Here is a 12,994-nt window from a genome sequence, read left to right as displayed (position 1 = left end):
GATTTCAGCCTCGAACCTCGACGAGTTCTACATGGTGCGCGTCGCCGGCCTCAAAGGTCAGCTCGCGGCCCAGGTGGAGCAGCCGAGCAAGGACGGCCTGACCCCGGCCCAGCAGCTCACCCGCATCGCCGCCGACGTCGAGCGCCTCTCCAAGACCCAGCAGGACACCTGGGGCAAGCTCAGCGAGGAACTGACGGCCCAGGGCATCGAACTCGTGGAGCCGGCCGATCTCACCGACGAGGAGCGCGCGTGGCTCGAGGCACAGTTCGAAGAGAGCTATTTCGAGCTGCTGACGCCCATCTCGGTCGACATCGCCAACCAGTTCCCGTTCATCCCGTCGGGCGGCATGGCGGTCGGCTTCGCGCTCGAGCGCATCGGCGAGCCGAGCAAGGTCAAGCATGCCGTTCTGCCGCTTCCGGCCGGTCGCATCGACCGCTTCATCCGGCTTCCGCAATCGAGTGGCGCGCGCCGCTCGCGTGGCCGCCGCGTGGCCGCCGCCGGTGAGCCGGTCGCCCGCTTCTTGCGCGCCGAGCGCATGATCGAATTGTTCGTCCCTCGCCTCTTCATCGGCTATCGCGCCAAGCGCGTGGGCGCCTTCCGGGTCCTGCGCGACAGCGACATCGAGATCGAAGACGAAGCCGAGGATCTCGTGCGCTTCTTCGAGACGGCCCTGAAGCGCCGCCGACGCGGCTCGGTGATCCGCCTCGAGATCGACGCTGCGATGCCTCCCAAGCTCAAGGACTTCATCGTCCGCGAACTCGAGGTCTCCGATGACGAGACGGTGTTCCAGCACGGCCTGCTCGGGTTGGCGGACACCCAGCAGATGATCATCAAGGAGCGCCCGGCGCTCCTCTTTCCGCCCTTCAACATCCGCTTTCCGGAACGGATCAGGGAGTTCGGCGGCGACTGCTTTGCCGCGATCCGCGCCAAGGACATCGTCGTCCACCACCCCTACGAATCGTTCGACGTCGTGCTCCAGTTCCTGCGCCAGGCGGTGGCCGATCCCGATGTCGGCACCATCCGTTGGACGCTCTATCGAACCAGTAAGGAATCGCCGATCGTCGAGGCTCTGAAGGAGGCCGCCAACAGCGGCAAGTCCGTCACCGCCATCGTCGAGGTCAAGGCCCGTTTCGACGAGGCGGCCAACCTCAGATGGGCGCGCGACCTCGAAAACGCCGGTGCCCACGTCATCTTCGGTTTCATCGACAAGAAGACGCATGCCAAGCTCGGCCAGGTCGTGCGCAACGAGGGCGGCCGCCTCGCCACCTACTGCCACATCGGGACCGGCAATTATCATCCCGTCACGGCCCGCATCTACACCGACCTTTCGTTCTTCACCGCCGACCGCACCATCGGTCGTGATGTGACGAACGTTTTCAACTACATAACATCCGCGTGCGACATCGGCGACCTGCGCCTGCTCGCAGTCTCCCCGCACGGCATCAAGCGCCGCCTCCTCGAACTCATCGCGGCCGAGATCGGCAATGCCAAGGCTGGCAAGCCGTCCGGTATCTGGATGAAAATGAACGCCCTGGTCGACACCGACATCATCGACGCGCTCTATTGTGCGAGCCGCGCCGGCGTGCCGGTCCAACTCGTCTGCCGCGGCATCTGTTGCCTGAGGCCCGGGGTTCCGGGGCTGTCCGAGAACATCCGCGTCAAGAGCATCGTCGGCCGCTTCCTCGAACACGCGCGGATTTACTGCTTCGCCAACGGCGCGCCTTTGCCGTCCGCGACCTCCCACGTCTTCATCAGCTCGGCCGACATGATGCCGCGCAACCTCGAGCGCCGCGTCGAGGTGCTCGCCCCGATCACCAACTCGACGGTCCATGCGCAGGTCCTCGAACAGATCATGCTCGCCAATCTTCTGGACAACCAGCAAAGCTGGGTATGCGACCGCCACGGACTGTGGCAACGCCTCGTGGCGAGTGACAGCGCCCCGTTCAACGCCCATGAGTACTTCATGCGCAATCCCAGTCTTTCGGGTCGGGGTGGCTCGCTGACGAGCAACATGCCGCCGACGATCAGCATCGCGCCGGCGCCCGTGGTGAACGAGGTGGGATGACTTCGGACCCCCAAGAGGTCGGCGGACCGCGCGAGCAGTTGAACCGGAACGCACCACATGGGGCGGGCAACAAGCCGTTCGCCGTCATCGACATCGGGTCGAACTCGGTCCGGCTCGTTGTCTACGAGGGCCTGACCAGGGCGCCCGCCCTCCTTTTCAATGAAAAGATCCAATGTGCGCTCGGCAGTGCCGTCGCCGGCACGGGGCGTCTCGAAGGTCCGAGCCTCGACCTCACGCTGACGACACTGCGGCGATTTCGGGCGATCATCGATTTGATGGAGATCACCGGAGTCCGTGCGATTGCGACCGCCGCCGTCCGCGAGGCCGAGGATGGCGTCGCCGCGCTCGCCGCGATGGAGCAGGTGCTCCTTGGCCCGGTCGAACTCCTGACAGGACAGCGCGAAGCCGAGCTTGCCGCGCTCGGAGTCTCGGCTGGCTTTCCGAACTGCAACGGCATCGTCGGCGATCTCGGCGGCGGCAGTCTCGAACTGATCGACACCGACGTCGAACGCTCGCGCCGTTTCGTGACACTGCCGATCGGCGGCCTCCGACTGAAGCTGGCGAGCGGCGGCGACATGAAGCGGGCGCGCCAGATCACCGGCGATGCGATGCGTGACGTGCCTTGGCTGGCCGGCGCGGCGCGTGGGCGAGCCATCTATGCGGTCGGTGGCAGTTGGCGCGCCATCGCTCGCGCGCACATGGCGGTAACCCGCTATCCATTGCGCATCCTCGATCACTACGCCATCACGCCCGACGAATTGGTCCGCTTTTGTCGTGAGTTGCAGAACGTCCCCCCATCCAGCGCAACGGGCATCGAAGCGATGTCGGGTGGCCGGCGCGAGCTTGCTCCGTTCGGAGCGGTGGTGCTGGAGCGGTTGGTCCGTACGGGCAAGCCGCGCGTCGTGCTCATTTCATCCTATGGCGTGCGCGAAGGGGTGCTGCACGAGCTCAAGTCGCAGACCGAGCGCGGGCGCGATCCCTTGCTCGCCGCGTGCGAAGACCTGGCGGACCTTCGCGCCCGCTCGGGTGTCCACGCGCGAGAACTGCCGACCTGGACCGACGATCTGTTCGCCACGGCCTTTGCCTCCGAAACCGCCGAGCAGCGGCGCGTGCGCCATGCCGCCTGCCTCCTCTCGGACATCGGCTGGCGCGTTCACCCGGAATATCGCGGCGAGCAGAGCGTCAACTTGGTCGAGAACGGCGCGTTCTCCGGCGTCGACCACACCGGCCGGGCCTTCATGGCCCTCGCCATCTACTACCGGCACGAAGGCCTCGTGAACGACACCCTGGTCTCCCGCCTCAGGCAGTTCGTTGCCCCGGACCTTTTGAAACGGGCCCGCGTTCTGGGCGCCGCGCTCCGCACGGGGCACATGATCGCGATCGGTCGTCCCGGCGTGATCGGCCATGCGCGCCTCGCCGTCGTCGACGGAAAGCTGCGCCTCACGCTGAGCCGCCCGGTCGTCAACCTGGATGGCGAACGTCTGCGTCGTCGCCTCGGCGTGCTGGCCAAGGAACTCGGGCTCGACGCGGTGATGGTGCTCGAGGGCTAGGTCGACGCTGACGGGCCGCCGCGCCCGCCCGCGAGCCTGTCGACGATCACCGCTAGCTCCTGGAAGTCGGAAAAGCGAGCGGCATGCACGAGGCGGTCCACCGGGGCCTTGCGGTATCCCTCGGTGTGGAGAACGAAATCGATGCCCGCCGCCGCCGCCGTTTCGGCATCGACCTCACTGTCACCAACATAGAGCGCGGGACCTCCGCCTAGCCGGCGCACCGTCTCGATGAGCGGGGCGGGATGGGGCTTGCGTTCGGCGAGCGTGTCGCCGGCCACCACCGCGGCGAACGCCTCGCCGAGGCCGAGCGCCTCGAGCACCGAGATCGTCGGACCGGTTGGCTTGTTCGTGCAGAGCCCGATCCTGTGGCCGGCGCGCCGGAGTTCGGCGATGGCCGCGACCGCCCCGCGATAGGCGACATTGGCGTCACCGGGCGCGGCCTCGTAGATTTCGAGAAAGAGCGCGAGCCGGCTCGCAAAGGCGCCCGGATCGTTGATCGCACGCGTCTCGAGCGCTCCATGCAGAAACGCCGACGCCCCGTTCCCGATCAATGCCCGTGTCTCGGCGAGGCTGAGCGGCGCAATGCCGGGCGCGATCCGCGCCAGCAGCTCGTTGGCGACCGCCCGGATTGCCGGAGCACTGTCGACGAGGGTCCCGTCGAGATCGAACACGACGGCGCTCAATGACCGTCCCGCCACTTGATCGAACAGCCCATGGAGGAAAACTGCTCCGCCGGACCGCGCCCGCTCTTGGCGACTTCGCGCATCGCCTCGAAGAGATCTCGGCGCAGATCCGCCGACCCCGGCTCGCGCCGGCTCGCATCGATCCTCCCGCGATACCTCAGTTTCAGCCCGCCGTCATAGCCAAAGAGGTCCGGCGTGCACACCGCCCCGAAGGCCCGCGCGACGTCTTGGTTCTCGTCATGCAGGTAGGGGAACGTGAAGCCGTGGCGTTCCGCAAAGGTCTTCATGTTCTCGAAGGAATCGTCCGGATAGGCCCGCGCATCGTTGGAGCAGATCGCGATCGTTGCAACGCCGAGCGGGGCGAGATCGCGCGCATCGCGCACCAGCCGATCGATCACCGCGACCACATAGGGACAATGGTTGCAGATGAACGCCACCACGGTCCCGCGTTCGCCCGCGAGATCGGCGAGCGCATGCCGGCCGCCGTCGACGCCGGGAAGGACGAAAAGCGGCGCATCGCTCCCGAGCACACCTTCCTCCGCCGTCACCGCCATGTCACCGCTCCTTCGTCGCCCAGGCCTTCATTTAACTCCCTTGCCGCCGACGTCCCGGCGCTCAGGCCGCCGGCCGCGCACCCGCCCGTGCCGCCTCCGCCGCCGCCCGAATCGAACGGATGTTGCGCCCGTAAACCTCCGGCTTGGCGACCGAGCCACCCTTGAACACCGCCGAACCGGCAACGAGCACATCGGCTCCAGCGGCCGCGACCAGCGGCGCGGTCTCCTCCGTCACCCCGCCATCGACCTCGATGTGGATGGGTCGATCGCCGATCATCTTTCGCAAGCGCGCCACCTTGTCGATCTGCGAACGGATGAACGACTGGCCGCCGAAGCCGGGATTGACGGTCATCACGCAAACGAGGTCGATGCGATCGAGCACGCATTCGATTTGCGCGGCTGGTGTCGCCGGATTGAGCGCCACGCCCGCCCTTTTCCCGAGTGCGCGGATCGCCTGCAGCGTGCGGTCGAGATGCGGCCCGGCCTCGACGTGAACGGTCAGAATATCCGCCCCGGCCTTGGCGAACGCTTCGAGGTATGGGTCGACCGGCGCCACCATGAGGTGCACGTCCATGGTGCCCGCGATGTGCGGACGGATGGCCGCGCAGGTCTGCGGCCCGAACGTGATGTTGGGGACGAAATGGCCGTCCATGACGTCGACGTGGACCCAGTCCGCGCCCTGCGCCTCGATCGCCTCGCACTCGCGCCCGAAGTCGGCGAAATCCGCCGAGAGGATGCTGGGTGCGATCCTGATTTTGCGCTCGAAACCCATTTTCTTCTCCCGATACCGCGATGTCCCCGCAGTCCCGCGGCCCCTGCTCGCGCCACTATTCCGGGTGGATGATTTCCGTTCCCAAGACCTCGACGTCGAAGCCCGAAAGACCGATGTACGTGCGCTCGCGCGTGCCGAGCACGCGGATCGACCGGATCCCGAGGTCCCGCAGGATCTGCGCCCCGAGCCCGACCTCGCGCCACTGCTCCTGGCGGCTGCGCTCGCTCTGGTGGCCTTCGCGGCCCCAGAGTTTTCCGGCCTCTGCCACGCCGACCGCCCCTTGCCTCAGATAGACGACGACACCCCGCCCTTCACGCGCGATCTGCTTTAGCGACGCCTCGAGGGCACCACCACGCGCATTGAACACATCCTCGACGGTGCTTTCGCGTTGCAGGCGCGTCAACACCGCCTCCCCGTCGCCGATGTCGCCATAAACGAGCGCCAGGTGCTGCGCGGTATCGAATGGGGTTTCATAAACCACCGCCTGGGCCGTTCCCGCAGCCGTGCGAACCTCGCTCATCGAGAGGCGAGAGACCAACCGCTCGCTGCGCTGACGATAGGCGATGAGGTCCGCGATCGAGACGAGGGCGAGCTTGTGCGCCCGCGCGAAGGCCTGGATCTGCTCGCCCTTCTGCACCGAGCCGTCATCGTTGACGAGTTCGGAGATGAGCGCGACCGGCGCCAGCCCCGCGAGCCGCGCGAGATCGACCGAGGCTTCCGTATGCCCTGTCCGGATCAGCACGCCGCCCTCGCGCGCGATCAGCGGAAAGATGTGCCCCGGCCGCACGAAGTCCGCCGCCCCGACGTTGCCGTTGGCGAGCGCGCGCACCGTGTTGCTGCGTTCCTCGGCGGATATCCCGGTGGTGAGGCCCACTCGATAGTCGACCGAGACTGTGAACGCCGTCGCAAGCGGCGCGTCGTTGTGGGCGACCATCGGTTGCAGCTGCAGCCGGCGCGCATCGGCGACCGTCAGCGGCACGCAAAGCACGCCACCGGTGTGCCGGATGATGAAGCCGACCCACTCGGGCGTCGCCAGCGAGGCCGCCATGACCAGATCGCCCTCGTTCTCCCGGTCGTCGTCGTCGACCACAACCACGGGCCGGCCGGCTGCGATTTCGGCGATCGCCTTTTCGATGCTGTCGAGTTCGAGGGACATCTGACTTCTGGAAACCTCTGAATGGGGGGTCTGACGCGCCCGAAGGGGTCGGCTCGCCCGGCCGCACCGCCGGCGGCCGCTCAGCGGTGTCCTTCTTGGGCGAGGCCGCGCCCGGACGCAAGGCTCAGGGTTGTCGCGAGGTCATCCCTATCGGCGGGGCTTGGTGGCGGCTGCGATGCGTGGCTGGCGTGCCGCGAGCGAGACGCCGCCGAGGATCAGCGCGAAACCCGCCACATGGAAGCCCTCGAGTCGCTCGCCGAGCAGCGCGATCGCGAGCAGCGAGCCGAACATCGGCACGAGATGGAGGAAGACCCCCGCCCGATTTGACCCGATCAACTGCACGCCGCGATTGTAGAATCTATACGAGAGGATGCTCGGAAAAATCGCAACGAACAGGGCCGCCGCCACGGTCGGCCCATCGAACACCAGTTGCTGTCCCGCGAGATGCTCGCGGATCGTGAACGGCAGGTTGACCATCGCGGCCACCACCGCGAGGACAAACGAGAACGTCAGCCAGTTGAGGTCCGGCCGTTTGCGCAGGAGCACGGTATAGACCGCCCAGGCCTGGAACCCGATGAGGATCAGCGCATCGCCGAGGTTCGGTCTGAGCTGAGCGAGGAACGCGAGATCACCCCGCCCGACGACCACGAGCACGCCGACCAGCGAAATGGCGATGCCGATGCCCGCCGAACGCGCGATGCGATCGCCGAAGATCAAGAAGCCCGTGAGCGCGATCATCACGGGTCCCGCCGACTGCAGCACGAGCCCGTTGAGCGCTGTCGTGTAGTTGAGCCCGACATAGGCGATCGTATTGAAAAAGCCGGGACCGAGGAGCGCGAGCGCCACCAGCAAGCGCCATGACGCCTTGATGGTCGGCCACTCCGCCCTGAGCCGAGGCAACGCGAAAGGCAACAGGATGAGCGCCGCGACCGCCCACCTCAGAAAGCCGAGCGCGACGGGCGGCACATGGCCCGCCACCGCGCGACCGAGCACGAAGTTGCTGGCCCAGAAGATGGACGTGCAGGTGAGCAGGAGATAGGCGTTGTCGAACAACCCGCCGCTCGTCGACTGCTCGATCGTACGCGCCCGCGCTCCGTCCCCGGCCTCGGCAATTGCCGCCCCGCCGGTCGCTCCATCGAGCGCCGCATCCCCCGTGGCGCGGCTCGGATTTGGCACGTCTGTCATCCTGGTCGCACCTTTGCGTGGCATCTCGGGATAGCAGCCGTGGGGGACCGACGCTGGCACTCGAGTGCATGGCAGGGTCGCGCCCGGCGCATGCCCGCGTGCCCGTGGGATGTCCTTTCAGCGGCGCCGCCAACCGCTCCCCGACCTCGGCGAAACGAGCGACCACTTGCCTGAAGGTATCCGATGCGCCACCACGTTGCCCGCACCCCAGAACCCGGATCAGCCATGCCGGATCAGCCGATCCAAACGGTCGTCCTCGATATCGGGAACGTCCTCATCCAATGGGATTCCCGACACCTCTATCGCAAACTCTTTGCCGGCGACGAGGCGGCCATGGAGTGCTTCCTCGCAGAGGTCTGCACCCCCGCCTGGAATCATGAACTGGACCTCGGCCGGCCATGGCGCGAGGCAGTGGCGGAACTGGCCGCGCGCTTTCCCAGGCACCGCGAGCTTATCGAGGCTTACCATGCGCGCTGGCAGGAGATGGTTCCTGGTCCGGTCCCCGGCACCGCCGACATCCTCGCCCGCCTCGTTGCGCGCCCCATCCCGGTCTTCGGCCTGACGAACTTCTCGAGCGAGAAGCTGGCCTAGACCCGGGCGAGGTTTCCCGAACTCGCGCGCTTCGATGGCATCGTCGTCTCGGCCGAGGAAGGCCTCGCCAAGCCCGATCCCCGCATATTCGAAGTGCTCGTGGAGCGCTTTTCCCTCGAGCCGTCACGCACCCTTTTCGTCGATGACAACGCGGACAATATCGCCGCCGCTCATGATCTCGCCTTCATCACCCACCATTTCTCCGATTCGAGTGGGCTGGCCCGGCGCCTCGAACGACTTGGCGTCCTCGATCTGGATGGCGACGGAGATTGAGCCCGCGCTCGTTCCGAGGGCTCGGACCGCCGAGCACCGTTTGGGCGCGTGGGCACGAGGAGGGGGAAACGTGGCGAATGCCGACATGCATGCCCTCGGCGACAGCGAGGCGACCGATGCGCTCGACCGCTCGACAGGCAATGCCATTGCGATGCTCGCGTTGAGCACGCCATTGAACATCGATCCCGTGGCACTCGCCCGCCGCTACGGCGAACGCTGGGGCGGTCCCGCCCCACAGGTCCTCTCCGCCACCGACGGCACGTTCACCTTCCTGCTCGAAGGCGCCCTCGGATTCGTTGCCGCCATGCCGGCTCCGATCCCGAACAACGACCTCGATAGCGCGGTCCGTTCGGCCTGGTGGTGGCGTGACGCCGGCCCGACGCTGGCCGGTCATAGAGCGCACGCCATCGTCGGGATCACGGGCCATGCGGGCGGACCGGTGGCGACGAGGGTGGCCTTGACGCGCCTCATGGCCTGCGTCGTCGAGTTGAGCGACAGCCTCGGCGTCTATTGGGGCGACGCCGGTCTGGTGCAGAGCGCCGGCACCCTCCTTGCCCTCGCCGATCGACTTGGCGACGGGATCCTGCCGGTCATGCTCTGGGTCAACATCCAGATCGGCCCGGATCTGGCTGCCGAGGAGGAGGGCAGGCCGGGACGCTTTGCCGCCTATACCGTCGGCATGCATGCTCTCGGCCACCTGGATATCCAGGCTCGCGACGCCGCTGTCGACGGACGCTGGCTCTTCGAGACCATCCACGACCTCGCCGGTTACATGCTGACGGCCGGAGCGGTCATCGCCGACGGCGACACCATCGGCGCCCACGACGGCGACCGGGTCCTGGTGCGCCACCAACCGAGTTTCGTGAGGGACGGGGCGATCGTCATCGAACTCATGCCGCAGGCACGCGCCTGACGCCGGCCCGCGAACAGCGCGCCGATCGGAGCATTGTGCCCCGGCGCGCGGGCGCGCATGTTCGGTCCGACGCCTCGCCCCGCGCCCGCCGGCCGGTTGCCCGTTGCCGGATCGACCGCGGGGACACCGCGGCCCGGCCGCATTCGACCAGCGACAGAGATTCCCCGAGCCAGCCCGAGTGAACGATGCCCCCCCTCGACCCGAAATCGCCCCCCGCACCGGCCGACCCGGCGAAACCGGCAACGCCGGCCGCGGTCAAATCAGCCGCGACACCACCCCCCGCCCGCAAGGCGCCCACCTTCTCGCTCGCGGCGATCCTCGCCTTCCTGGTCGCCGCGATCCTCGCCCTCTGGTGGCTGGCCGGCCGCGATGTCGAGGTCACCGTCGCACGCCTTGCCCGTGGCAGCGCCGCCGAGGTCGTCTATGCGACCGGGATCGTCGAGCCCAAGACCTGGGCCAAGGTCACGGCTCCCTCCCGCCGGCGCATCACCGAACTCTGTGACTGCGAAGGCAAGACGGTGAAGCAGGGCGAGATTCTCGCCCGCCTCGACGATGGCGAGGAGCGCGCCCAGCTGACAGAGCTCGAGGCGCGCCTCGCCTACCTTCGCGAGGACGTCCAGCGGCTCCGCCGGCTGGTTGAACGCAACATCACCTCGCGCAAGGAATTCGACGAGAAGCTGACCCAGATCCGAGAGTTCGAGGCGAGGATCGTCGCCCAGAAGCACCGCATCGAGGAACTGCAGTTGCGCTCGCCGATGGATGGCGTCGTGCTCCGACGGGACGGTGAGGTCGGCGAGATCGCCGGCGTCGGCGCTGGCGATGTCCTCTTGTGGATCGGCCAGCCGCAGCCGCTGCAGATCGTGGCGGAGGTCAACGAGGACGATGTCTTCCGCGTCAAGACGGGTCAGCGCGTTCTGTTGCGTCACGAGGGCCACGAAGGCGTACCGCTGACCGCAGCCGTCGATCGCATTACGCCGAAGGGGACACCCGAGACCAAGACGTTCCGCGTCTTTCTTTCACTGCCGGACGACACGCCCCTGCTCATAGGCATGAGCATCGAGGCCAACATCGTCGTGCGCGAGGCCGAGAACGCCGTCCTCGTGCCGACCGAGGCGGTGAGCGCCGGCAAGGCGCAGGTGGTCGAGAATGGACGTCTGCGACAGCGGGACGTCGTGCTCGGCGCGCGTGGCGGGCGCGTGAGCGAAGTCATTTCGGGCCTCGAGCCCGGCGATATCGTCCTCGTGCCGCGCCGCGACGATCTCGACACCGGTACCCGGGTGCGCATGCGGGAGGTGGCGAACCGATGAGCCTCATCCTGGACATCGCCTTCACGCATGTCCGCTCGCGCCTGCGTCAGACGTTGGTCGGCATGTTCGGCGTCGCCATGGGCGTCGGCTTCTCGGTCATGATGGCGGCTCTGATGGAGGGTTCGCAGCGCGACTTCGTCGACCAGCTCGTCGACAGCCTGCCGCATGTCACGGTGAGCGACGAGCAGCGCAATCCGCCACGCCAGCCGGCCGAGGACGCCTTCGACGCGGTCGCCTATTCGGGCCTGCGCTCGCCGGTGACGCGGGCCGGGATCAAGAACCCCTATGCCATCGTCGCCACGCTCGAGGATTGGCTCGAGGGAGCCGTCGCCCCTTCGACGCAGACCCGCGCCGTGATCCGCTATGCCGGACGCGACACGGCAGCGAACGTCACCGGCGTCGACCCAAAGCGCGAGCCCTTCGTTTCCAAGCTCGCCGATCAGGTCGTCGACGGCACGCTCGATGAACTCTACAAGGCCTCGAACGCGATCATTCTCGGCGACAAGCTCGCGGCCCGCATCGGCGCGCGCGTCGGCAACACCATTACGCTCGCGTCGGGAACCGGTCAGGTGATCTCCTGCACGGTCGTCGCCCTGCACCATTCGGGCATCAGCCAGAACGACGAGACGCAGGCCTACACGCTCATCAAGACCGCTCAGATCCTCGCCGGCCAGACCGGCCTCGTCAATGCCATCCGCGTCCGCGCCGACGCCGTTCTCGAGGCGCGCACCATCGCTTCCCGCATCGAGGCTCAGACCGGATATAAATCCGTTTCCTGGCAGGAGGCCAACGAGGACCTCCTGTCGGCCTTCGAGATTCGCAACTTCATCATGTACACCGTGGTCGGCGCGATCCTCCTCGTCGCCTCCTTCGGAACCTTCAACATCATCCCCACGATCACCCACGAGAAGACCCGCGACATCGCCATCCTCAAGTCCCTCGGCTTCACCGAGGCGACCGTGCGCAGCATTTTCCTCATCGAGGCGATCCTGATCGGCGGCGCAGGCACCGTCCTCGGCTGGGCGCTCGGCTACGTGCTCTGCCTCATGCTCGGCTCGATCGAGTTCAAGAGCCCGTTCATGGACGCCACCACGCTGCCGATCTATTACACCGCGACGCACTACGCCATTGCCGCCCTCGTCGCCCTCACGGCATCCGCGATCGCCGGCTACCTTCCGGCCCGCAAGGCCGCGAGCGTCCACCCGGTCGAGATCATCCGGGGGGCCTCGTGATGACGGCATCGGCTGGCGGCGGCCCGCTCATCGAAATGCGCGGTGTCACCAAGATCATCGGCGAGGCCATACCGGTGACGCTCGTTCGCGACATCGACCTCACCATCGAACCCGGCGAGTTCGTCGCCATCACGGGACCGTCGGGCTCCGGCAAGAGTTCGCTCCTTTATCTCCTTGGTCTGCTCGATGCTCCGACCCACGGCGAGGTGCTGATCGAGGGGCGGACCACCAGCGATCTCAGCGAGGCCGAACGCGCCCGCTTGCGCCTCGCCCTCCTCGGCTTCGTCTTCCAGTTCCATTTCCTGTTGCCGGAGTTTTCGGCCCTCGCCAACGTCATGCTGCCGATGCGTGCGCTCGCTCGCCTTCCCGAGCCCGCGATGCGCCGGCGTGCCGAGGAATTGCTCGCCTCGCTCGGCCTCGCCGACCACCGCCTGAAACTGCCGGGCCAGCTTTCGGGCGGTCAGCGCCAGCGCGTCGCCATCGCCCGCGCGCTCGCCAACGAGCCGCACGTCATCCTCGCCGACGAGCCGACCGGCAACCTCGATACCGCCTCGAGCGAGCAGGTCCTCGGCATCTTCGAGGAGTTGGTGCACGGTGCCGGCCGCGCCATCGTCATGGTCACCCACAACATGGACCTCGCCGCCCGTGCCACCCGCCACGTCCAGATCATCGACGGCCGGCTGGTCACGTGACGTCCTGCCTGCACCGTTGCC

The 12,994-nt window shown here is 67.3% G+C and carries 11 protein-coding genes and 1 pseudogene; 7 read left to right on the top strand and 5 right to left on the bottom strand.

Going from position 1 to position 12,994, the window contains the following annotated elements; genetic code table 11:
- The coding region (locus tag GC150_02285; GenBank protein ID MBI1383727.1) for an RNA degradosome polyphosphate kinase at positions 1-2,065 on the top strand (2,065 nt) is incomplete at its 5' end.
- Positions 2,062-3,615: an exopolyphosphatase gene (locus GC150_02280; protein ID MBI1383726.1), complete on the top strand. Its 1,554-nt coding sequence runs from the start codon at positions 2,062-2,064 to the stop codon at positions 3,613-3,615. The genes GC150_02285 and GC150_02280, both read left to right, overlap by 4 nt.
- Here GC150_02280 and gph read toward each other — a convergent pair.
- The 5 genes from gph to GC150_02255 all read right to left on the bottom strand — a co-directional run bounded on the left by gph (position 3,612) and on the right by GC150_02255 (position 7,989).
- Entirely contained in the window at positions 3,612-4,298 is a 687-nt protein-coding gene (gene gph, locus GC150_02275; GenBank protein MBI1383725.1) for a phosphoglycolate phosphatase, read from the bottom strand. The genes GC150_02280 and gph overlap by 4 nt on opposite strands.
- Positions 4,295-4,852, bottom strand: coding sequence for a redoxin domain-containing protein (locus GC150_02270; GenBank protein MBI1383724.1), 558 nt, complete (start codon positions 4,850-4,852; stop codon positions 4,295-4,297). Before GC150_02270 ends, gph begins: the two co-directional genes overlap by 4 nt.
- 61 nt (positions 4,853-4,913) lie before the next feature.
- Entirely contained in the window at positions 4,914-5,624 is a 711-nt protein-coding gene (locus GC150_02265) for a ribulose-phosphate 3-epimerase (GenBank protein ID MBI1383723.1), read from the bottom strand.
- 55 nt (positions 5,625-5,679) lie between these two features.
- Positions 5,680-6,780, bottom strand: coding sequence for a 3,4-dihydroxy-2-butanone-4-phosphate synthase (gene ribB / locus GC150_02260; GenBank protein MBI1383722.1), 1,101 nt, complete (start codon positions 6,778-6,780; stop codon positions 5,680-5,682).
- A 147-nt stretch (positions 6,781-6,927) separates the two neighbouring features.
- Positions 6,928-7,989, bottom strand: coding sequence for an EamA family transporter (locus tag GC150_02255; GenBank protein MBI1383721.1), 1,062 nt, complete (start codon positions 7,987-7,989; stop codon positions 6,928-6,930).
- A gap of 201 nt (positions 7,990-8,190) precedes the next feature.
- On the opposite strand from GC150_02255, the pseudogene GC150_02250 reads away from it, so the two are divergent.
- The 5 genes and pseudogenes from GC150_02250 to GC150_02230 all read left to right on the top strand — a co-directional run bounded on the left by GC150_02250 (position 8,191) and on the right by GC150_02230 (position 12,973).
- Positions 8,191-8,829: pseudogene (locus GC150_02250) on the top strand (HAD-IA family hydrolase).
- Positions 8,699-9,742, top strand: coding sequence for a DUF4261 domain-containing protein (locus GC150_02245; GenBank protein ID MBI1383720.1), 1,044 nt, complete (start codon positions 8,699-8,701; stop codon positions 9,740-9,742). The pseudogene GC150_02250 and the gene GC150_02245 overlap by 131 nt, the downstream one beginning before the upstream one ends.
- Before the next feature lie 185 nt (positions 9,743-9,927).
- Positions 9,928-11,049: an efflux RND transporter periplasmic adaptor subunit gene (locus GC150_02240; GenBank protein ID MBI1383719.1), complete on the top strand. Its 1,122-nt coding sequence runs from the start codon at positions 9,928-9,930 to the stop codon at positions 11,047-11,049.
- Positions 11,046-12,281 (top strand): FtsX-like permease family protein, encoded by a 1,236-nt coding sequence (locus tag GC150_02235; protein MBI1383718.1) that lies wholly within the window; start codon positions 11,046-11,048, stop codon positions 12,279-12,281. The genes GC150_02240 and GC150_02235 overlap by 4 nt, the downstream gene beginning before the upstream one ends.
- Positions 12,281-12,973: an ATP-binding cassette domain-containing protein gene (locus tag GC150_02230; protein ID MBI1383717.1), complete on the top strand. Its 693-nt coding sequence runs from the start codon at positions 12,281-12,283 to the stop codon at positions 12,971-12,973. The genes GC150_02235 and GC150_02230 overlap by 1 nt, the downstream gene beginning before the upstream one ends.
- The last annotated feature ends 21 nt before the right edge of the window (positions 12,974-12,994 follow it).

This window comes from Hyphomicrobiales bacterium, assembly GCA_016125495.1.
Taxonomy (GTDB): Bacteria; Pseudomonadota; Alphaproteobacteria; order Rhizobiales; family RI-29; genus RI-29.
The sequence above is the reverse complement of the archived record's forward strand: the minus strand, read 5'-3'. Positions and strand labels throughout refer to the sequence as shown.